20 protein-coding genes and 1 tRNA gene are annotated in these 20,084 nt (G+C 67.5%); 6 read left to right on the top strand and 15 right to left on the bottom strand.

All coding sequences use genetic code 11. The features are described 5' to 3' along the window. Positions 1-44: 44 nt before the first annotated feature. Together NQ036_RS08745 and NQ036_RS08740 are read left to right on the top strand one after the other, a co-directional pair. On the top strand, positions 45-1,145 hold the full coding sequence (locus tag NQ036_RS08745) for a mechanosensitive ion channel family protein (RefSeq protein ID WP_257058376.1): 1,101 nt from the start codon (positions 45-47) through the stop codon (positions 1,143-1,145). Between the two features lie 10 nt (positions 1,146-1,155). Beyond that, positions 1,156-1,605 (top strand): globin, encoded by a 450-nt coding sequence (locus NQ036_RS08740; RefSeq protein WP_257047275.1) that lies wholly within the window; start codon positions 1,156-1,158, stop codon positions 1,603-1,605. Here the strand turns inward: NQ036_RS08740 and NQ036_RS08735 are convergent. From NQ036_RS08735 to NQ036_RS08705, 7 genes are all read right to left on the bottom strand, one after another. Next, positions 1,602-2,312, bottom strand: coding sequence for a hypothetical protein (locus NQ036_RS08735; protein ID WP_257047273.1), 711 nt, complete (start codon positions 2,310-2,312; stop codon positions 1,602-1,604). The two genes, NQ036_RS08740 and NQ036_RS08735, sit on opposite strands and share 4 nt — an antisense overlap. Next, a complete protein-coding gene (locus NQ036_RS08730; protein ID WP_257047272.1) occupies positions 2,309-2,851 on the bottom strand; it encodes a thioesterase family protein in 543 nt (180 codons plus the stop codon). The genes NQ036_RS08735 and NQ036_RS08730 overlap by 4 nt, the downstream gene beginning before the upstream one ends. Before the next feature lie 48 nt (positions 2,852-2,899). Further along, positions 2,900-4,582, bottom strand: a complete 1,683-nt coding sequence (gene ettA, locus NQ036_RS08725; RefSeq protein ID WP_257047271.1) for an energy-dependent translational throttle protein EttA — start codon at positions 4,580-4,582, stop codon at positions 2,900-2,902. 81 nt (positions 4,583-4,663) lie between these two features. Further along, positions 4,664-5,176 (bottom strand): hypothetical protein, encoded by a 513-nt coding sequence (locus NQ036_RS08720; RefSeq protein WP_257047269.1) that lies wholly within the window; start codon positions 5,174-5,176, stop codon positions 4,664-4,666. 50 nt (positions 5,177-5,226) lie between these two features. Beyond that, entirely contained in the window at positions 5,227-5,850 is a 624-nt protein-coding gene (locus tag NQ036_RS08715) for a single-stranded DNA-binding protein (protein WP_257058375.1), read from the bottom strand. Between the two features lie 172 nt (positions 5,851-6,022). Next, entirely contained in the window at positions 6,023-7,606 is a 1,584-nt protein-coding gene (locus NQ036_RS08710; protein WP_257047265.1) for a GTPase, read from the bottom strand. After that, positions 7,603-9,324, bottom strand: a complete 1,722-nt coding sequence (locus NQ036_RS08705) for an ABC transporter (RefSeq protein ID WP_257058374.1) — start codon at positions 9,322-9,324, stop codon at positions 7,603-7,605. Before NQ036_RS08705 ends, NQ036_RS08710 begins: the two co-directional genes overlap by 4 nt. A gap of 150 nt (positions 9,325-9,474) precedes the next feature. Here NQ036_RS08705 and NQ036_RS08700 point away from each other — a divergent pair, with 150 nt between their 5' ends. After that, on the top strand, positions 9,475-10,023 hold the full coding sequence (locus NQ036_RS08700; RefSeq protein ID WP_257047260.1) for a TetR/AcrR family transcriptional regulator: 549 nt from the start codon (positions 9,475-9,477) through the stop codon (positions 10,021-10,023). A 13-nt stretch (positions 10,024-10,036) separates the two neighbouring features. Here the strand turns inward: NQ036_RS08700 and NQ036_RS08695 are convergent, their stop codons facing one another. The 3 genes from NQ036_RS08695 to NQ036_RS08685 form a co-directional block, all read right to left on the bottom strand. After that, positions 10,037-11,371: a S1C family serine protease gene (locus NQ036_RS08695; protein ID WP_257058373.1), complete on the bottom strand. Its 1,335-nt coding sequence runs from the start codon at positions 11,369-11,371 to the stop codon at positions 10,037-10,039. A gap of 106 nt (positions 11,372-11,477) precedes the next feature. Next, positions 11,478-12,176, bottom strand: a complete 699-nt coding sequence (locus NQ036_RS08690) for a hypothetical protein (protein WP_257058372.1) — start codon at positions 12,174-12,176, stop codon at positions 11,478-11,480. After that, on the bottom strand, positions 12,173-12,763 hold the full coding sequence (locus NQ036_RS08685) for a TetR/AcrR family transcriptional regulator (RefSeq protein WP_257058370.1): 591 nt from the start codon (positions 12,761-12,763) through the stop codon (positions 12,173-12,175). The genes NQ036_RS08690 and NQ036_RS08685 overlap by 4 nt, the downstream gene beginning before the upstream one ends. Positions 12,764-12,914: 151 nt before the next feature. Between NQ036_RS08685 and NQ036_RS08680 the strand changes: the two genes are divergently transcribed. After that, entirely contained in the window at positions 12,915-13,274 is a 360-nt protein-coding gene (locus tag NQ036_RS08680; RefSeq protein ID WP_257058369.1) for a DUF488 domain-containing protein, read from the top strand. Positions 13,275-13,488: 214 nt separating this feature from the next. Next, a complete protein-coding gene (locus NQ036_RS08675; protein ID WP_257058367.1) occupies positions 13,489-15,093 on the top strand; it encodes an ABC-F family ATP-binding cassette domain-containing protein in 1,605 nt (534 codons plus the stop codon). Between the two features lie 17 nt (positions 15,094-15,110). Here the strand turns inward: NQ036_RS08675 and NQ036_RS08670 are convergent, their stop codons facing one another. The 4 genes from NQ036_RS08670 to NQ036_RS08655 all read right to left on the bottom strand — a co-directional run bounded on the left by NQ036_RS08670 (position 15,111) and on the right by NQ036_RS08655 (position 17,908). Further along, positions 15,111-16,157, bottom strand: a complete 1,047-nt coding sequence (locus NQ036_RS08670; RefSeq protein WP_257058366.1) for an aldo/keto reductase — start codon at positions 16,155-16,157, stop codon at positions 15,111-15,113. A gap of 77 nt (positions 16,158-16,234) precedes the next feature. Continuing rightward, positions 16,235-16,307, bottom strand: a tRNA-Arg gene (locus NQ036_RS08665). An 83-nt stretch (positions 16,308-16,390) separates the two neighbouring features. Continuing rightward, positions 16,391-16,720: a thiamine-binding protein gene (locus tag NQ036_RS08660; protein WP_257058364.1), complete on the bottom strand. Its 330-nt coding sequence runs from the start codon at positions 16,718-16,720 to the stop codon at positions 16,391-16,393. A 3-nt stretch (positions 16,721-16,723) separates the two neighbouring features. After that, a complete protein-coding gene (locus tag NQ036_RS08655; RefSeq protein ID WP_257058361.1) occupies positions 16,724-17,908 on the bottom strand; it encodes an acetyl-CoA C-acetyltransferase in 1,185 nt (394 codons plus the stop codon). A 272-nt stretch (positions 17,909-18,180) separates the two neighbouring features. On the opposite strand from NQ036_RS08655, the gene NQ036_RS08650 reads away from it, so the two are divergent. Next, a complete protein-coding gene (locus tag NQ036_RS08650) occupies positions 18,181-19,722 on the top strand; it encodes a cell division protein (protein WP_257058360.1) in 1,542 nt (513 codons plus the stop codon). Between the two features lie 40 nt (positions 19,723-19,762). On the opposite strand, the gene NQ036_RS08645 is transcribed toward NQ036_RS08650, so the two are convergent. After that, positions 19,763-20,068 (bottom strand): hypothetical protein, encoded by a 306-nt coding sequence (locus NQ036_RS08645; RefSeq protein WP_257047251.1) that lies wholly within the window; start codon positions 20,066-20,068, stop codon positions 19,763-19,765. Between the last annotated feature and the right edge of the window lie 16 nt (positions 20,069-20,084).

Genomic DNA, 20,084 nt, shown 5'->3' with positions numbered 1-20,084 from the left:
GGTCCTGGGAACCGTTCAGCGGCCTCCACTAGCCTGGAGTGCATATGAACGCTCAGTCCGTCTTCGCTCAGTCCACCCCGTCCCCTTCCTCGGTCTCCCCCGGGCCTGCGGACGGGACGACCTCACCCACCCCGACGCCCACGTCAACCGGTTTCGAGCGCACGGTCGACGAGACGGTGCAGAAGGCGCGTGACTTCGACTACGCATTCTGGCTGGGCACACCGTTGAAGATCGCCGTGATCATCCTCGTCGCCCTGCTGATCGCGCTGATCCTGCGGCTCATCATCCGCCGCTTCACTCGGTCGATCGCAGCCGGCGCGAACGGCCGGCTGCGCATGGGCAAGTCATCGCGTTCCGTTGAGATGTTCGGACAGGACCCGATGACCAGGGCCAGGCGGGCCCAGCGGGCGCGCACAGTCGGTTCACTGTTGCAGTCCCTGACCGCCATTGTCGTGGCCGTCATCACGGGCATGATGGTGTTGACCGAATTGGGCTTCAATCTGGCGCCGGTGCTGGCATCGGCCGGGATCGTGGGCATCGCCCTGGGCTTCGGGGCCCAGACCCTGGTCAAGGACTATCTGTCCGGCTTCTTCATCGTCATCGAGGACCAGTTCGGCATCGGCGACTCAGTGGACCTGGGCGAAGTCCAGGGCAGCGTCGAAGAGGTCGGTCTGCGGATCACGAAGATCCGGGCCATGGACGGCACCCTGTGGCATATCCGCAACGGCGAGATCCTCAAGGTGGGGAATTCCTCCCAGGGATGGTCCGTGGCTGTGCTCGATCTGCCCTTCCCCTATGAGGCGGACGATGACGCGATCAACGCTGTGATCGCCGATACGATCACCCATCTGCAGGCACAGCCGGAGCTGAAGAAGTCGTTGTTGGAGGACCCAGAGGTCCTGGGCGTCCAGCAGATGACCGGCGAGGCGGTGACGGTCCGGGTCACAATCAAGACGCGACCGGGGCAGAACGGCTCCGTCTCACGCGAGTTCCGCAAGAACTTCCGCCACCAGCTTTCGCGACGGGACCTGGCCGTGCCCTTCGAGATGCAGACGGTGCTGCGCTCCATGGGGCCACTGGGCGCCGGTGCGGTAGAGTCGACCGAGGTCGAGACGGTGTCTGGGAAGGACGATGCGCGCAAATGACGGAACTCCGATGACAACACAGGACGCTGCCGAAGCGCCCCAGAGCATGTTCGCCCTGGTCGGCGGGCACCCCACTTTCACGAAGCTGGTCGACGCCTTCTACGCCGGGGTCGCCGATGACCCCTACCTGATCGCCATGTATCCAGACGGCCGGGAACTCGTCGGCGCCAAGCACCGGCTGCAGGGTTTCCTCGAACAGTACTTCGGTGGGCCCACCACCTATTCGCAGGAACGCGGGCACCCCCGTCTGCGGATGCGCCACATGCCCTTCACCGTCACTCCCCGCGGGCGCGAACACTGGCTGGCCCATATGCGCGCAGCACTCGACACACTGGAACTGGCACCCATGTACGACGCTGCGATGTGGGACTACTTCAACCGTGCGGCGACTGCCATGATCAACAGCTTCGAAGAGCCCGGCGCCCGGGATCGGACCCCGGGTTCCAACGACCGCTCCTAGAGGCTGCGCAGGGGCGTCAGCAGATGGCCGCCGCGAGTCGTCAGGCGCAACCAGCCGGAGACCCGGAACACCGTGACCCCGGAGTCTTCGAGCACGGGTCCATGCGGTAAGAACCCCAGGACCTCACCGGCGTAGGCCATTCCTGCGGGTACGGATGGCAGGCGCTCGGGCCCCATTGCAGCGGCCGGGGCGCCCGGCTCGAGTTCGACCTCCCGGCTCCACACCAGGCGGCGCAGCCTGCTCACCGCATGCCCACCGGAACCGGAGGGGCTGCCCTGGGCGACCTCGGCGATTCCGGCGCGGGCAACCTCGACCAGGTTCGCGGCCGGGACCTCGCCCACGTTGGTCCAGCCGGTCCGGGGCGGGGTGCGAGCCGTCCAGGCGACGGGCACCTCGGTCGGAGGCAGGGGCAGACGGGCGTCGCCGGTGGTTTCCGCTCGGGCGAACCTGTCGCCGAGCGCGCGAGCCGGCACCACCCGGTCCAGCCCGTCCAGCCCGGAGTCACTCAATCGCAGCATCCGCATCGCCAGCACCAGGGGCATCGTGTCGCCCAAGCCGGCCGGATACAGGGGAGCTGTAGTGAGCACCAGCACATCGCCGCCCACGCTCAAGCGCACGGCGGCGTCCGGATCGGCCCGCAGCAGGCGGGCGGTGAACAACTGCCAGTCGGCCAGCGCTCCCGAATCGGCCGGATGCAGGGACGTCACTTGCGCCTCTTCATCCGGATCGGGCCGACCACTGCCCCGCTCAGCTCCGCGTATTCGTGCTCGCTGAGCCGGCGCGCCCGGTGGGTGATGGAGTCGACGAAGACGACGTCGGTCTCGGCCACCGAGTACTGGGCCGAGCCGTCGGGTTCTCCGATAACGTAGCCCACGGTGATGAGCACCGGCGAGACCTTCGCCAGCACCAGGTCCACGGCGATGGGGCCCTCACGGTAAGGCACCGGCGTGCGATATTCAATCGCATGGCTCGAGACCAGGATGTCGGCGCCGTCGCTGGCGGCCCGGAACACCTGTGGCAGGGCCGTGCCGAACACCTGCCGAGCAGCACCGGCGGGACCGGCCACCGGCTGGACATCGCGCGCGGCGGTGGGGGAACCGAAGGCACGCACACGTGCCTCTTCCAGGATTTTCAGCTGGGTGACGTTGTTGACGTGCCCATAGGCGTCCATATCGCCCCAGCGCAACTCGATGAGCACACGCGTGAAGGGGCCGGAGATCAGGGGGTTGACCAATTCGAAACTCATTGGCTCATTCTTTCACCCCGGACCTCCGGCCCCGGTACCCGGCCGGTGTCAGCCGCGGGTCAGACGACGGTGCGTCACCCGGTGGGGCCGCGCGGCGTCCTCGCCCAGGCGCTCGACCTTGTTCTTCTCGTAGCCTTCGAAGTTGCCCTCGTACCAGTACCACTGGGCGGGGTCTTCCTCCGTGCCCTCCCACGCCAGGATGTGGGTGGCGATACGGTCGAGGAACCACCGGTCGTGGGATACCACCACAGCGCAACCGGGGAAGGCCAGCAGGGCGTCCTCGAGCGAGCTGAGCGTCTCCACGTCCAAGTCGTTGGTGGGCTCATCGAGCAGCAGCAGGTTACCGCCCTGCTTGAGGGTCAGCGCCAGGTTCAGCCGGTTGCGCTCACCGCCGGAGAGAACTCCGGCCTTCTTCTGCTGGTCAGGACCCTTGAAGCCGAACGCCGAGACATAGGCCCGTGAGGGCATTTCGACATTGCCGACCTGGATGTAGTCCAGTCCGTCGGAGACGACCTCCCACAGCGACTTCTCCGGATCGATTCCACCGCGGTTCTGGTCGACATAGCTGATCTTGACCGTTTCGCCGACCTTGAGTTCTCCACCATCGATCGGTTCGAGACCCACGATCGTCTTGAACAGAGTCGACTTGCCCACGCCGTTGGGACCGATCACGCCGACGATGCCGTTGCGCGGCAGATCGAACGACAGTCCGTCGATCAGGGTGCGCCCGTCGAAGCCCTTGACCAGGTTCTTCGCCTCGATGACGACATTGCCCAGCCGCGGGCCCGGCGGGATCTGGATCTCCTCGAAGTCCAGCTTGCGGGTCTTCTCCGCCTCAGCCGCCATTTCCTCATAGCGGTTCAGACGGGCCTTGGACTTCGTCTGCCTGGCCTTGGCGTTGGAACGAACCCAATCGAGTTCCTCCTTGAGCCGCTTGGCCATTTTGGCGTCCTTCTTGCCCTGCACCTGGAGGCGCTCTTCCTTCTTCTCCAGATAGGTCGAGTAGTTGCCCTCATAGGGATACAGGTGACCGCGGTCGACCTCCGCGATCCATTCGGCCACGTGGTCGAGGAAGTACCTATCGTGGGTCACGGCGATGACGGCGCCGGGGTAGGAGTGCAGGTGCTGCTCGAGCCACAGCACCGATTCCGCGTCCAGGTGGTTGGTCGGCTCGTCGAGCAACAGCAGATCGGGCTTCTCCAGCAGCAGCTTGCACAGGGCGACGCGGCGGCGTTCACCACCGGAGAGGACCTTGACGTCGGTTTCCGGCGGTGGGCAGCGCAGGGCGTCCATCGCCTGTTCCAGCTGGGAGTCCAGGTCCCAGGCGTCGGCGGCGTCGATGGCCTCCTGGAGTTTGCCCATCTCCTCCATCAGCGCGTCGAAGTCCGCGTCGGGGTTGGCCATCTCCTCGGAGATCTCGTTGTAGCGGTCGAGCTTGGCCTTGATCTCACCAACGCCCTCCTCGACATTACCCAGGACGGTCTTGTCGTCGTTCAGCGGCGGTTCCTGCAGCAGGATGCCCACCGTGAAGCCGGGGGCCAGCTTGGCCTCGCCGTTCGACGGCTGGTCGAGGCCCGCCATGATCTTGAGGATCGTCGACTTACCCGCGCCGTTGGGACCGACCATGCCGATCTTGGCACCGGGGTAGAACGACATCGACACATCGTCGAGGATGACCTTGTCACCGTGCGCCTTGCGCGCCTTGTACATGGTGTAAATGAACTCTGGCATAGTGCCCTTAGCCTATCCGGTCAGCCCACACCCGGGCCAGTCCCGGCACCGTTTACACTGCGTAGGACCTGTTCGACCGACTCAGCCGTCACCGGGCAGCAGTTCGTCCGGGCCAGTCTGCTCGGAACCCCGGGGCTCCCCCGAAGGCGTGGCGACTCCCGCCGGCCGTTGCACATCGCCCACCAGGCAGGTTCCCGTACTCTTGGTCCGCGGGACCTTCTTAGCCTCGACCTTGCCGCCGCGGATCTCGCCGATCACGCAGCCGCCGGACACCCGGACGCCGAACATCTTGGCCGGAATCCCCGTATCCAGGGGCGTGGCATCGATGGTGGCCTCCAGCGCGGACTTCTTGTAGCCCGCGGCGGTCATCGTCTGGAAGAAGTCCTTGGCGCTGGGCGCCTTGTCCTTCTGCGCCAGTGGCTTCAGGGTCTTGATCACCTTCTGCACATCCGCGGGAGTCTGCTTCTTCCCCGGCGTGGGATCATCGGCGGGAGCACTGCCCGAAGGACCGAACAGGCTGCAGGCGCTCAGGGCGAGCACCATGGCACTGCCACCGAGGACGGCGACGACACGGGACTGGATGTGGGCTCTCACAGGCCCCACTCTATCCCGGTGCCGCCGCTTGCCGCCACGGCGGCGGCACCTCAGAAGGGCGCGTCGTCATCGCCGACTGCGGCATCCACGTGAGTGCTCACGGTGGTGCGGGGCGTCGTCGCGGCACCGACGGCTTGGGTGTAGGACCCGGTCTGTCCGGCGCCGAAGCCCGCCGGCTCCGAGTCCGCACGCTGTTCGGCCTGGTCCGGGGGCGGTCTCATGCCCCAGGCATTGGTGTCCTGCCCGTCCGACCCCGGTGCGGTGTCCGCCTCGAGGCGGGCGTCGCGTTCCTCCTCCCCGCGCTGCTGCTTGGACCGGGTGGTGATCGCGCCCCTGCCGAATTGCAGATTCAGACCGACGGCCTCGGCGATGATGACGAGGCTGTTACGGACATTGCCCGCGGCATCCTTCCATTCGCGATCCGTCACCCTGCCCAGCACGATGACCGGGTCTCCCTTGTCGATCGACTTCCTGACGTTGTCCGCCAGCATCCCGTTGCAGCTGACGTCGAACCAGGTCGGATCACTGTTCTTCCACTGTCCTGATTCGCGATCGAACCAACTGTGGCCGACCGCCAGGCGGAACCGGACCCAGGGCCGGTCCTCCCTGTCCTGTCCCGCGGTGGGCGGGCCGCCCACGTGTCCGATGAAATGGTTGAGCATCTTGGTGTTCATCACTGCCTCCCACAGGTATTCGTGAACACCACCAGCGAACCCGGCACGGGACCTCGGGCACAAGGGAGACACGTGTGCCTGTGGACACCGTCGACGTGTCCCCAGGCAGCGGACGCGCCGGTCCCCGGTCGGTCCACAGGCGCGCGACGCCCGATCGCCGGATGTCGGGCGCCTAGCGCAGGGAGTCGAAGACGGCCTTGTGCTCGGCCAGCACCTCGGTCACCGGGGCCAGATACGATCCGGCTGCCGCCGCGAGCACGGCCTGTTCGAGGTCACGGTGGACCCGGGCCTCGGCCTCATCGGCCCCACGGTCGCGCCCGCCCTTGGCGCTGCGCGAGGTCACTAGGGACCCGATGAGGCCCACCAACAGGGCCACGGGGCCCGCAATCCACACAGGCCATGACACACCGGTCGTTCCCACAACCGCCAGGACGATCGCGGCGACTGTGCCGATGAGGCCCACCAGGGTCAAGATGAAGAACAGCCACTGGAAGAAGCGTGCAGTGGCCCACCACCCCGGGGGCGTTGTGGTGATCTGCACTCCGGTGACCGCCTGGTCGAGCGAATCGGTCAGCTCACTGGCGGTGCTCCGTTCGGCTTCGGACACCGCGGAACGCCAACTCGACGGCAGGCTCGCCGCGGCCTCGGCAACGACTTCGTGCGCGGCCAGACCCACCTGCGCGCTCTGCGTCGGAGTGGTCGCAGGCACCGAGGCCCTGATCAACGCTGCACGGTTGGCCCCGTGCCGCGATCCCAACGGGTCGGCCTTGCCCCGCTGCATCCAGACCAGTGGCGGATATCCTGTCGCCTGGTAGGACCTGCGAGTGTAGTCGTCGTGCACCGTCTGGCCCAGTGCGTCGACGCCCGCAGCATCGGTCATCGCAGAGACCAACCGGGCCGCACCCGGCAGCGCCTGCGGATCGGCGACCGGCTCGCCCAGCTCGGACTGGATCCGTCTGGCCACCGTCCGCAGATCGGCGACCAGACGCTGGGAGGCCGCGGCCCGCTCCGACACCCGACGGACCAGGCGCTCGCGGATCTCCTTGACCCCCTCGCGGGACTTCGCCGAGGCCAGGAGGACATCGGTCTGATCCAGCCCGTCATTGGTCAGCAGGCTGCGCAAATGGGTGGCCGCGATCTCCCGGTCCTCCGGTGCCAGACGATCGACCTGGTTGAGCACCACGACCATTGAGGAGTCCTGTTCGCTCATCTGCGAGAGATACCGCGAGTGCAGGGCGAAGTCTGCATACTTCTGGGGGTCGACGACCCAGACCAGCACGTCGACCAGGCCGACCATCCGGTCCGACTCCTCCCGGTGTTCCACCGCGGTCGAATCGTGATCCGGCAGGTCAAGCAGGACCAGGCCGTGCAGGGCCCGCTCGTCGTCGCCGTCGAGCGCGGATTCGCGCCACGTCCGGTTCTCCTGGGGAACCTCCAGCCAATCCAACAGGTCCTGCGCGCCATCGCCCCAGACACAGGCAGTGGGCTTTGAGGTGGTGGGGCGGCGCACCCCGACGCGGGCCAGCTCCAGACCGGACACCGCGTTGAACAGCGATGACTTGCCAGAACCGGTCGAACCGGCGAAGGCCACGACCGTGTAGTCCTCCCCCATGCCCATCCGGGCACTGGACTTCTTGAGCACGCTGCGGGCTTCCGCAACAGTCTCCGGGCTCAGGTGCCCCGCGGGCAGGGTCAGGGCCTGCCTGATGCCCTGTGCATAATGAGCGATCTGCTCCTTGATGCCCGGCTCACTCACAGCAGTTCCTCCAATCGGGCGCTCGCCGAGCGCAGTCCGCGTCCCTGCCTGGCCGGGACCTCGGCCACCGTCAGGGCTTGTTCGAAAGGACGCCGGCAGCTGCGCAGCAGCTCACCGGTCCCGGCCTCCAGGTCCGTGCGCAGCCCGCCGAGCAGGCCGGAGACGACATCGGGGCCGAAGATCGTGTCGAGCAGGTGCTCGGCGACCTCGGCGGTATTCGCGACGACCCTGGCACGCCCCGGGGTCTGCACATCTACCCCGCTAACCAGCGAGATGAGCACGACGGCGCCCACCGCCTCGACTCCGAAGGAGAGGATACGGGCCTTCGCCTTGCGTGTCTGCGATGCCTGGGAGACCTCGGCGAACACCTTGCCGACGAACTCACGGGTGAAGTCCTTGGCCGACTCCGTGAAACTGGCCGGCACCGCCGCCATATGCCGGTTGCGGTCCAGCAGGGCCGTTCCGGCAGGGGTCTGCTGCCAGGCCAGTGCCGTGCGCCCTACCGCTTCGACGGCGTGCAGTCGGATGATCTGGTTGATAGAACTCTGCAGGGAGGCGATGAGCGGGCCGGCGGTGTCCTGTTTGCCCACGACCCGGGCGGTCAGCCGATCACGCAGACGGGCGACGGACGGCTCGAGCCCTTTGAAGAACTGGCCGGTGCCGATGAAGTCCTGCCACCGGGCCTGGACCTCGCCGCGTACCGCATCGCCGCGCCGCAGTGCTGCGGACAGTTCGTCGATCTGGCCGGCGAATGCGCCCTCGACGGCCGTGCTGAGTTCGCGGTGCGCGTCCTCCTGCCTGGTTGCATCATCGGCCAGGGTCTCGATCTGCGCACCCACCGTGTGCAGGGCCCCCAGCAGGGTTCGGTTGATCACACGCAAGCGGGCGCGGTCGCCCGTGGCCAGGTTGAACAGCCAGGACTTCACGGGGTAAACGGCCGATTCGGGCAGCAATCCGTGTTCCAGGTCGATCTCCGGAATGGTGAACAGGGGCGCCTGGCCCAGGCCCGCGGCGTGCAACAGCCCGCCTAAATGGTGACGGACCTCGCGGTTGGCATCGGCGGGGACACGGTCGAGCACGACGGCAACCGAGGTCCCCCGGTCCGAGGCCCCCTTGAGCACCTCCCACGGCGCCGCGTCGGCGTACCGGGCGGAAGTGGTCACGAAGAGCCACAGGTCAGCGGCTCCCAACAGCTCACGGGAGACCTCGCGGTTGGTCGAGGCCACCGAATCGATATCGGGCGAGTCGATCAGCGCGATCCCGGCGGGGACCTCTGTGCTTTCGACCAGTTGCATCGAGGGCCTGCCGGCTGCCGTAGATCCCCCTGCGATGCGTTTGAGACCGGGGAAGATGCGGTTACCGGTGAAGAAGTCGGCATCGGCCGGATTGTGAATGAGCACGGGCCAGGTGGTGGTGGGTCGCAGTGCCCCCGCCCGGGTGGCCTCCGTGCGCAGGATCGAATTGACCAGGGTCGACTTGCCTGCGCCGGTCGAACCGCCCACGACGACCAGCAACGGTGCACGTGGATCGGCCGCTCTGGGAATCAGGTAGTCGCCGAGTTGGGCCCGGAGCCTGATCTGCAGTTCACGTCCCGCCTCCGCCCCGGAGGCCGCCAGGGGAAACCGCGCCGCCCCGACTCGGGCAACGAGGTCGCGCAGGGCAGGGCCCAGTGCGGTCGGTAGCTGTTGGTCGCTCGTCGCGATGGTAGTCACGCTCATACTCTGACTGTTTTCTCAGTCTCCCACCAGTCGGCGCGCCGTGGGAGGCGGCAATTCTTATACCGACACCCGTAGTGTCAGAACCCTCACCCTGCGTCGTGGGGCACCGCCGGGAACCTGTGTATACGGGGTCAGACGTAAGCTGACACCATGAGCTCGCATCCCCATGCAGACCCGACACCACGGAATCCCGACTCCATGGTGCGCATCGTCACGGCCGTGCGCGAACTGGCTCTATTGGACGATCCCGACAGGTTGACCATCACCGCGATCGTGAACCGCGCAGGCGTGTCCCGCCCCACGTTCTATGCGGCATTCCCCGATGTCCCCGCCTCCCTGGCCGCCGCTGCGGACGACCTGCTGCGAGAGGTCTTCTCGGGTATCCATCCGGCACCCCCTGGCACCGTCGACGACTCTGTGATCGCCGAGCACCTGGGCACCGTACTGACCAGACTGCGCATCCACACAGCCTTCTTCAGCCGAGTTCTACCCTCACGTGCCGGTTTCCGTGTGCTGCGCGGGGTCATCGAGTTCGTCGTCGAGCGCCTGCTGGGTACCCCCAGCGCGCACACCGATGTCGAGGCGGTCGAGGCGGTGGCCGCCGGAGCCGTCTGGCTGATCTACCGGTGGCTCGACTCCGGCTGTGAGGAATCCATCGCCCACGTGGTGACACGGGTGACCGGCTTCATCACGCGCTAGCGGCCGGGCACCCTCAGGACGCCGGACCCTGGGTCAGGGTGACCGTGGCGGCGTGGGATGCGCCGGCGGAGTCCGTCCATTCGATCTTCACCCGCTGTCCGGGATCGTAGCCGGACAGCGCCTTGGTCAGGGCCGTGGGCGATGCAATCCTCGTGCCTCCCACCGAGGTGACCAGGTCGCCCTCCTCCAGGCCGGCCTTGGCCGCGGCCGTGCCGGCGATGACACCGGCCACGGGCGCACCCGAAGCGACTCCGCCGGCACTCCCCTCGGCCCCCGCTGAGTCCTGGTCTGCAGCGGCGACCTGGACGCCCAGGAAGGCCGGATAGCCCAGGGACACCCCAGCGGATTCGTCCCCGGCGGTGATCCTGTCCGCGATCGACATCGCGTCTTCTATCGGGATGGCGTAGGCGGTGATCGTACTGCTGCCCGAGGACGCCGCCGTGTTCATCCCGACGACCTCGCCCTCATCGTCGAGCAGGGCCCCACCGGAGTCCCCGGAGACCACCCGGGCGGAGATCTCGATCATCCCGTCCAGTGACTCGGAGCCGACCGTGCCCTCGGATTCGGTCGTCACAGTGGAGTCCAGGGCGGTGATGGTGCCCCTGGCCGCAGCCAGCTCTCCCCTGCCCTGGGCGTTGCCGACCGCCGTGATCGCCTGTCCCACCTTCTCCTGGTCCTCGTCGAGGGCGACGGTGGCCAGGTCCTTCGCCCCGGTCAGCTTGAGCACCGCGACGTCGTCCTGCGCCTGTGTGCCGACCACAGTGGCCGTGTACGTCTTCTCACTTGCCGGCACGGTGACCTTGATCGAGGTGGCCCCGGCGATAACGTGGTTGTTCGTCAGCACAGTGCCGTCGGACTTGACGACCATGCCGGTGCCCGCCCCTGCTGCGCCCTCGTACTTCAGGTTCGTGTTGATGATGACGACCCCTGCCGCCTGCTTCGCGGTGGCCGAGGTCGCCGCTGCCTGGCCCGAAGCTGTACCGGTGCCCGCTTCGCCGGCGGAGTCTTGTCCGCCCGGAACCTGCCGTGCGCCCCCTGCCCCATCGCCGAGGCCGTCGGACGAGCCGGGACCGGCACTGCCATCGGCGCCCTGTACTCCGGATCGCCCGGTTCCGGGTTGCCCGGTTCCGACCCCCGCCTGATAACCCGGCGCCTGCTGGACCGTGCTTCCCTGCTCCGCCACGGCCGCGAGCGCGGACTCGATGCCGAAGGTCGCCGGCACCCCCAGGACCAGTCCGGTGGCCAGACCCAGGCCGGCGGCCAGGGCGCCGATGGGTCCCGGCTTCTGATACCAGTGCCGCGCGGCGGTGGCGTTCACCGGGTACTGCGGGTGCTGCTGCACGTTCATGATGTTCTCCTCGTCGTGTGCGTTGAGACCATCACATCGTTCCGGGTGAAGGGGGTGCTTTGTGCAGCCTGTGGCGCAGCTGTGGAACCTGGGACCCTGTGACGATTCAGCCCTGCCGGCCGATCATCCGGATCTGTTGACGGCCGTCACGGTCGCGGACCATGACACCTCTGTCCCGCAGTGCTTCCAGTGCGTCCTCGGCGGCGCCTCCACGTTTATCGGCCAGGGCCCGCCGGCGGCTCCGCAGCAGCTCTTCGAGGTCTCCTTCCACCAGGCCTGCGCCGTCCACCCAGGTCGTGAAGTCCGCTTCGTGGGGGTCCGCGGGGGCGAGTCCGGGGAGCCCGTGCGCGTCCAGCGCAGCTACCAGGCCGGGGACCATCTCGGCCTCCAGTCGGCTGCGGAGGAGTTCGCGCCCGCCCGTGCCCAGTACGAGGAGTTCCTTGTGCCCCGTGCGGGCCAGTCCGGAGATATCCTCGGCCGCTATGAACCGATCGGCGTCCTCCGTGTGCACGGTGATGCCCCGGGCGGAGACCTCGATCGCACCGGCCTCGTCCATCCACTTTCCGACGATGAGGAAGCCGCCGATCGCGCCGACGATGGTCAACACCGGGAGCGCCCAGGCCAGCGGTAATTCTGCTGCAAGGCGCAGCATTCCCGGCGCGTCTCCGATGCGTCCGACCAGCCAGGAGACCAGCGGGCCGACTACGAATGCCGCCAGGAGGCCGATGAGGCCTCCTCCGACGATGAAGGCCGGTCTGTACCCCGTGGGGATGGCGACGGTGCTCGTCGGGATGGGAGCGGTCATGTGCGGGGTCCTTTCAGGTAGCCCAGGGCGGTGCGCCGCACCTCCGGCGCCGGATTTCGTCCGGGTTCGGCGTTGAGATAGCAGGCGTCGACAATGGTCAGCAACCAGCCGGCAGCGGCTTCGGGTGCGATTCCCCGGTCGATCTGTCCAGCTGCGGCGGCCCGGGCGATCAGATCGATCAGCCCGGCGCGCTGCACTGCTGACACGGCCTCCGAGGCGGCGATGAGTTCCGGATCGTGGCCCATCCGCCGCAGCGATTCGATCAGCATCCCCTGTGCATAGGGGTAGGCGGCGTCCGCGGCCAGAGTTTCGAGGATGTCGAGGATCGCGGCCAGTGGGTCGCAGGTGTGGGCGTGTCCGGCGATGAGGTCCTCTGCGGCCGGCAGGTCCGCTTCGAAGGGCGCGCGGAACAGCGCGGCCTTGTCCGGATAGTAGTAGAAGACGCTGCCGGGGCTGATGCCGACCTCCTGTGCCACTTGGGCAACGCTGGTCGCCTCGAAGCCCTGGGTGGCGAACAGCCGGGCGGCGGCCTCGGCGATCTCCGCCTTCTTCTGCGCGACCCTCTCCGGATCAACTTTCCTGGCCACCTGCAGCCCTCCACATTTATTATCTGATTGGTCAATCAGATAATACCAGGCGGTACGGCCACTGCCCCTCGCGCAGACGCCTCCCCGACCCGACGATGTCCGGAGGCGTTACGGGCTCGCGCCTTGGACCCAGCGGGTCTAGCCTGGGGCCATGGACATCCGGACGGAACGTGTGTACGACTGGTCGCCGGACGCCGGCGAATACGCGACACTGGTGGACCGACTATGGCCACGCGGAGTCAAGAAGGCGCGCTTGGCCGGGGCTTCCTGGGACAAAGAGGTTGCGCCCAGCCCGGACCTGCGGAAACGGTTCCATGCCGGAACCGTCGACTTCCCCGACTTCGCAGGCGAATACCGCGCGGAGCTGGAGGGCTCGGACGCCCCCGCAGCACTCGTGAATCGTGCCACTGCAACCGGCGCCCACACGCTCGTGCTGCTGTTCGCGTCCAAGGACACCGCGCACAATCACGCCGAGGTCCTGGCCGACTATCTGCGCGGGATCGCCGCCTGACTCCCTGCCCGGAGGCCGTCGCCCCGGGTGACGCAGATCTCTGGAGGTTCCGGCGCGCGCCTGCTATCGTCGAGCCGTCCCCGTTTTCCACATGAGGATTCCCACAATGCTGATCGACGACCGTCTGGCCGCGTCCCCACCGCGCTGACCCTGTCGATCGCCCTGCACTGAGGGCTCCGGTGTCAGCGCTCGAACTGACAACCCGGGAGTCCTCATGCTATCCACTCAGAAGCCGGCTGTGACGCTGGCCGACCTTTCCTTCACCTGGCCCGACGGCACCACCGTGTTCCGTGACCTGTCCGCCACATTCCCGCTCGGCCGCACGGGCCTGATCGGATCCAACGGCACGGGCAAGACGACTCTGCTGCGCATCATCGCAGGCGAGCTGGTCCCCGGTGCCGGTTCCGTCACGGTCACCGGACACCTCGGTTATCTGCCCCAACACCTCGTCTTGGACACCGGCGCCGGCGTCGCCGGGCTGTTGGGCATCGAATCCAAGGTCAGCGCCCTGCGCGCAATCGAGTCGGGAGACGTCGACCCGGCGCATTTCGATGCCCTCGCCGACGACTGGGACGTCGAGGCCCGTGCCAGGGCGGCGCTGGATCGCGTCGGTTTGACCGACATCGAACTGGACCGCCCGGTCGGGAGCCTCTCCGGTGGGGAGACGGTCCTGGTCGCACTGACCGGTCTGGCACTGGCCGGCGACGAAATCGTGTTGCTCGACGAACCGACGAACAACCTGGACCGCGCCTCCCGCAGCCTGCTCTACGAGGCGATCGATTCCTGGCGGGGGTCGTTGCTCGTCGTCAGCCACGACGTCGAATTGTTGGATCTGATGGATTCGACGGCGGAGCTGCGCGACGGAGCACTTGAGGTGTTCGGCGGACCCTATCGGGCCTACCAGGAGTACCTGGAGGTCCAACAGGCCGCCGCCGAACAGACCCTGCGTTCGGCCGAACAGCGGCTGCGCACCGAGGAACGCCAGCGGATCCAGGCGCAGACCAAATTGGACCGGCGCCGGCGCTACGCGCGGACCGACTTCGAAAACAAGCGCAAGCCGAAGATGATCATGAACAACCGCAAGCAGGAGGCGCAGGTCTCCGCCGGCAAGCTGCAGGGCCGCCACGACGCCTCCGTCGACGCCGCCCGGCGGGTTGTGGCCGAGCAGGAGCAACGGATCCGCGGCGATGCCGGTATTTCGATCGACCTGCCCGACCCCGAGGTGCCTGCGGCTCGCAGGCTGGCGGCTCTGCGCGACGGGCGGGGCCGTGAGTTCATCGTGCAGGGCCCTGAACGCGTGGCGCTGACGGGGCGCAACGGGATCGGCAAGACCCGGCTGCTCGAGGAGCTAGTCCACCCGGAACGGGAGGCCGGCGCCGCGCGCGGTTGCCGGGCAGAGGCCCTCACCGACCGAATCGGCTACCTGCCCCAGCGCCTGGACCATCTCGACGATGATGCGACCCTGCTCCAGACCGTGCGAGCTGCGGCCCCGAGGGCCACGGAGCACCGCCTGCGTGCGGGCTTGGCGCGCTTCCTGTTCCGCGGCGACACAGTCCAACGGCGGGTCGGCGACCTGTCCGGCGGGGAGCGCTTCCGCATCGCGCTGGCGACCTTGCTCTTGGCCGATCCGCCCTGCCGGCTGTTGGTGCTGGACGAGCCGAGCAACAACCTCGACCTGCGCAGTATCGATGAGCTGGTCTCGGCGCTGAGCGATTATCGCGGCGGACTCATCGTCGTCAGCCATGATGAGCACTTCCTGGACAGGCTGGGCATCGACACCCGGATCACCATGGACGAAGCAGGACTGTCGCTCCGGTGATCAGGGGCGCCACGGCCTCACCGGAAAGTCACGGGTGATCCGTTGCGCGCATCGGCCCAGTTGTCGATCCCGCAGTCGACGGCGAACCGGTCGATCTCCCGCAGTTCCGCTTCTGTGAAGTCGAGGTGGTCCAGCGCGTCGAGGTTCTCCTCCAGCTGGGCCACGTTCGAGGCCCCGGCGACCAGGCTGGTCACGCGCGGGTCGCGCAGTGCCCAGGACAGTGCCAGTTGGGCCAGTGACTGGCCGCGTCCGGCGGCGATGTCGTGCAGGCCCTGCAGGCGAGCGCGCACCTCGTCTGTCAGCCAGTCGGGGTTGAGCGTGCCCCCTTGGGCTGCGCGGGCGCCGTCCGGGATGCCGCCGATGTACTTGTCGGTCAGCATGCCCTGGGCCAGCGGGCTGAAGCCGATGATGCCGAAGCCCTCATCGGCGGCCGCGTCAACCAGTCCCTCGGCTTCAATCCAGCGGTTGAACATCGAATAGGAGGGCTGGTGGATCGTCAGGGGTGTGCCCAGCCCGCGCAGCAGCCCGGCCATGGTGCGGCTGTCCTGGGGAGAGTAGGAGGAGATGCCGACGTAGTGGGCGCGGCCGGAGCGCACGATGTGGTCCAGCGCGGCGGCTGTCTCCTCCAGCGGGGTGTCCGGGTCGGGCCGGTGATGGTAGAAGATGTCGACTGCGTCCAGTCCCATGCGCTCGAGCGAGCGGTCCAGGCTGGATACGAGGTATTTGCGGCTGCCGCCGATCCCGAAGGGGCCGGGCCCCATGGTCCAGCCGGCCTTGGTGGAGATCACCAGTTCATCGCGGTGCGCGGCCAGATCCTGTTTGAGGATCCTGCCGAGGTTCGCCTCCGCGGCACCCGCCGGCGGGCCGTAGTTGTTGGCCAGGTCCAGATGGAAGACACCGCGGTCGAAGGCCGCGAGCACGATCTCCCGTTGCGTCTGGATGCTGCGGTCATCGCCGAAGCGCTGCCAGAGTCCCAGGGACAGGCCGGGCAACTGCAGGCCACTGCGGCCCGAACGGCGGACGGGAATGTGTGCATAACGGTCTGCTGCCGGCTGATAGCTCATGCTGCGATCCTATAGCCTGAGACGATCTGTGGCATCCGATCGAGCCGTAGCCGCGACCCGTGCCGCATACACCTCTGCGCCCCCGGCAGGATTCGAACCCGCGGCACATGGGGTAGAAACCCACTGCTCTATCCACTGAGCTACGGAGGCCAAGGACCCGCGGAAACCGCAGGTCCAGGACTAGGTTACCCTGTGGGACCCGGGGGTTTCACCTCGGGCCCCACAGGCGCCGATCATCCCCGGTGGGCGTCCAGGCGTTCGGCCAGCGCGGCCTCGACCCGTTCTACCTTGCCGGTGATCTCCCCGGTGTGGCCGGGACGGATATCGGCCTTCATGACCAGGGAAACGCGCGGACCGTAGGCGGCAACGGCCTGCGTCGCGGCCTTGACCACGGCGAAGACCTCGTCCCACTCCCCTTCGACCGTAGTGAACATCGAGGACGTTTCGTTGGGCAGGCCGGAGGCCCGCACGACCTCCAGGGCGGCGGCGACGGCATCGTGGACCGACCCGCTACCCGAGGGGTCTTCCCCTCCCGAGGGCGAAACCGAAAAGGCCAGGAGCACGTCTCAGCCCTCCACCTTGATCACCAGCGCGTCGCCCTGACCGCCGCCACCGCACAGCGCCGCCACACCCAGGCCACCGCCGCGGCGTTTCAGTTCGTGGGCCAGGGTCAACACGATGCGCGCACCCGAGGCCCCGATCGGGTGCCCCAGGGCGATCGCCCCGCCATTGACGTTGACCCGTTCGGCGTCGATGCCCAGGTCCTGCATACTGGCCAGTCCCACCTGGGCGAAGGCCTCGTTGATCTCGTACAGGTCGAAGGAGTTCGCCGCCACGCCCTCACGCGCCGCGGCCTGCTTGATCGCCTGCGACGGCTGGTGCTGCAGAGTCGAATCCGGCCCCGCCGTCCAGGCGTGGGAGCGGATCTCGGCCAGGATCGGCAGACCAGCTGCGACTGCCTTGTCCTTGTTCATCACGACCACGGCCGCCGCCCCGTCGGAGATCGGTGACGCATTGCCCGCGGTGATCGTGCCGTCGGGCCTGAACGACGGCCGCAGACCCGCCAGGGACTCCGCAGTGGAATCCGGGCGGACGCCCTCGTCCCGGTCGACGACGACCTCGCCCTTGCGGGTCCTGATCGTCACGGGCACGACCTCGTCGACCAGGCGGCCCGCCTCCCAGGCGGCACCGGCCCGCCGATGCGAGCGTGCGGCGAACTCATCCTGTGCCAGGCGGGAGAACTCCACGTCCCCGGCGTTCGCGTCCTCGGTCAGCGCACCCATCGCCTGGTCGGTGAAGGCGTCCCACAGCCCGTCGTAGTCCATGTGGTCGCGCAGCGGCACCGTGCCGTATTTGTAACCCTGACGGGACTTCTCCAGCATGTGCGGGGCATTCGTCATCGACTCCTGCCCACCGGCGACCACCACATCGTATTCGCCGGCGCGCACCAACATCGCCGCGTGCGTGATCGTGTTGATGCCCGAGAGGCACAGTTTGTTCAGGGTTACCGCGGGCACGTTCATCGGAATACCGGCTTTGGCAGCCGCCTGACGCCCGGGCCCCTGACTCAACCCGGCCTGCAGCACCTGGCCCATGAGCACGTACTCGACGGCTTCGCCGGCCACACCCGCTTTGTCAAGGGCGCCCTTGATGGCGATTGCGCCCAGGTCGACGGCGGACAGGCCGGACAGTCCGCCCAGCAGCTTTCCCTGCGGGGTACGGGCGCCCGCGACGATCACGGCTTCGGCCATATGTTCACTCCTGTTCTCCGGTCGCGGACCAGCTGCGGTCAACGACGTTGTCAATGCATTTCGGCGCGATCGAACGAGCATGCCGGTTGGGTTCGGGTGGCACCCACGGACCGTGTGACCACGCTCGCCCAGCTTAATGCACTTCCACCATCCCGGCACCCTCCCCCACCTCCGTGGGACACGACCCGACGAATGATGGAGGTCCCAGCAATCCTCAACTTCACTCACTAGAGTTAACGGCGAAGCCAGGCCCAGACACACTAGGAGCGAACGTGACACCCCCCGAAGAGTTCCGCACGTCGATGCGCGGTTATGAGAAGAACGAGGTCGATTCCCGCATCGCGCAATTGCGCGGTGAGATCGACTCCCTGCGCAAGGCGCTGACGGATGCGCGCAGCCAGGTCATCACGGCCGATCGCGCCAAGCTCCAGATCGCAGGGGAACTCTCGGAGGCCAAGGCCCAGCTGAAGAAGGCTGCGGAGTCCTCCCCGGAGTCGCAGGGTGCACCCGGCAGCCGGATCGACCATCTGCTCAAGATCGCTGAGTCGCAGGCGAGGGAGACCCTCGCCCAGGCCACTGCGGATGCGGAGACGATCCGCAACAAGGCCCGCGCGGACGCCGCCAGTTCGCGCGCGCGGATGCGCACGGAGTCCAATGACACCCTGAATTCGGCGCGCAACGAAGCCGAAGCGATCAAACAGGCCGCCGAACTGCGCGCCAAGGAGACCACAACCGCCGCGCAGACGAAGGCGGAGGAACTGGTGGCCGCGGCACAGCGCAAGGCGGCACAGCTGCGCAGCGAGGTCGAGCAGGAGGCCTCGCAGTCCCGTGAAGCGCTCAAACGGGAGCTGTCCACGACCAGGGCGGACGCCCAGAAGGAAGTCGCCGATCTGCGCACCACGGCCAAGACGGAGGCCCAGCAGTTGCGCACCTCCGCCGCCGAGGAGTCCCAGAAAGTCAGGTCCGAAGCCGAGGCCGCTGCCAGGAAGGTCACCGAACAGGCCGAGGCCAAGGCGAAAGAACTCACCACTCGAGCAGAGAAGACGGCCGAGGAAGCCCAGCAGCGCGCCGACGCACTGGACGTCGAGCTGGCCAACCGGCGCCAGGCGCACGAAAAGGACGAACAGGCCCGCTTCGCCAAGGCGGCACAGGACAACGACCGGCTGACGAACGAGGCCAAGGCGCGTGCCGCCGAAGCGGACGAGGCCGCCACGCAGGCCGCCGCCAGGGCCGAGGCCATCCGCAAGGAGGCGCTGGACAAGGCCGACCAGATCATCGCCGATGGGAAGAAGCGCTCCCAGGAGCTCATCTCCGAGGCCCGCGCCACTGCCGAGGCGACCATTGAGGAGTCCTCGGCGGAGGCCAAGCGCAATGTCTCGGCCGCCCAGGCCCAGGTCGATCTGTTGACCAAACAGCGGCGCACCATCACAGCACAGCTCGAGCAGTTGCGCTCCATGTTCGCAGCCCCCGGGCTGTTCGACGATATCGACCTGGCCGAGGACAAGTCCGATCAGGTCAAGGCCGCGGCCTTCCCGACCGAGCGCATCGCCTCGGGTGAGGAACTCGATCAGCTCAAGGCACAGGAAGCGCCCAAGGGCGCTGCGGCACGCCCGAAGGACGCTCCCAATACCCCGTCGCCTGCCCGGGGCACCGGCGGAGTCAAGGCGAAGGGGCGTCTGCAGTCCGACGGCGGTAGCGCCAAGGACGCGGCGCCTTCCGGCGGTACCGAGGCCAAGCAGCCCCAGACGAAGCCCCAGGAGCAAGCCGACGCACCCACCGAGTCGTTGCCCCGGAACAACAATCGGAACCGCTGAGGTCCGGGCTCTCCGAACCCGGTTCCGGCTTCAACACCCGTCACCGCCTGCGGTGGCGGGCGTTGAAGCACGAGGTGTGCCAGTGTCTGCGGTGGGCCAGCCCGACTCCCACGCCGAATTCGTCCTCGGAACGCCAGGCCACCGTGTGGGGTGTACCCGCCGGCAAGTCCTGATTGCACCCGGGGCAGGTGTAGACCTTCCCCGATGAGTTCCCCCGTACCGACTGGACCACCCATTCGCCGTCGGGGCCCTCGACCACATGACGGATCGAATTGAGTGAGATACCCAGTTCGTGGGTCTCCCTTTGCCATTTGTTCTTTCTACGCGAGTTCGAGGATCGAGGCATGTCCCCTATTTTGTCA

This window comes from Brevibacterium sp. 91QC2O2, assembly GCF_024580695.1.
Lineage (GTDB): Bacteria > Actinomycetota > Actinomycetes > Actinomycetales > Brevibacteriaceae > Brevibacterium > Brevibacterium moorei.
Note: the sequence above shows the minus strand (reverse complement) of the source record. Positions and strands in the feature narration are given on the sequence as shown.

Bases quoted from the DNA above. Each gene is read 5' to 3' on its own strand.
- NQ036_RS08680 (WP_257058369.1), top strand. From the start codon at position 12,915: ATGGACATCCGGACGGAACGTGTGTACGACTGGTCGCCGGACGCCGGC.
- ettA (WP_257047271.1), bottom strand. From the start codon at position 4,582: ATGCCAGAGTTCATTTACACCATGTACAAGGCGCGCAAGGCGCACGGT.
- NQ036_RS08740 (WP_257047275.1), top strand. From the start codon at position 1,156: ATGACAACACAGGACGCTGCCGAAGCGCCCCAGAGCATGTTCGCCCTG.
- NQ036_RS08690 (WP_257058372.1), bottom strand. From the start codon at position 12,176: ATGACCGCTCCCATCCCGACGAGCACCGTCGCCATCCCCACGGGGTAC.
- NQ036_RS08645 (WP_257047251.1), bottom strand. From the start codon at position 20,068: ATGCCTCGATCCTCGAACTCGCGTAGAAAGAACAAATGGCAAAGGGAG.
- NQ036_RS08715 (WP_257058375.1), bottom strand. From the start codon at position 5,850: ATGAACACCAAGATGCTCAACCATTTCATCGGACACGTGGGCGGCCCG.
- NQ036_RS08655 (WP_257058361.1), bottom strand. From the start codon at position 17,908: ATGGCCGAAGCCGTGATCGTCGCGGGCGCCCGTACCCCGCAGGGAAAG.
- NQ036_RS08695 (WP_257058373.1), bottom strand. From the start codon at position 11,371: ATGAACGTGCAGCAGCACCCGCAGTACCCGGTGAACGCCACCGCCGCG.
- NQ036_RS08705 (WP_257058374.1), bottom strand. From the start codon at position 9,324: ATGAGCGTGACTACCATCGCGACGAGCGACCAACAGCTACCGACCGCA.
- NQ036_RS08670 (WP_257058366.1), bottom strand. From the start codon at position 16,157: ATGAGCTATCAGCCGGCAGCAGACCGTTATGCACACATTCCCGTCCGC.
- NQ036_RS08745 (WP_257058376.1), top strand. From the start codon at position 45: ATGAACGCTCAGTCCGTCTTCGCTCAGTCCACCCCGTCCCCTTCCTCG.
- NQ036_RS08700 (WP_257047260.1), top strand. From the start codon at position 9,475: ATGAGCTCGCATCCCCATGCAGACCCGACACCACGGAATCCCGACTCC.
- NQ036_RS08730 (WP_257047272.1), bottom strand. From the start codon at position 2,851: ATGAGTTTCGAATTGGTCAACCCCCTGATCTCCGGCCCCTTCACGCGT.
- NQ036_RS08675 (WP_257058367.1), top strand. From the start codon at position 13,489: ATGCTATCCACTCAGAAGCCGGCTGTGACGCTGGCCGACCTTTCCTTC.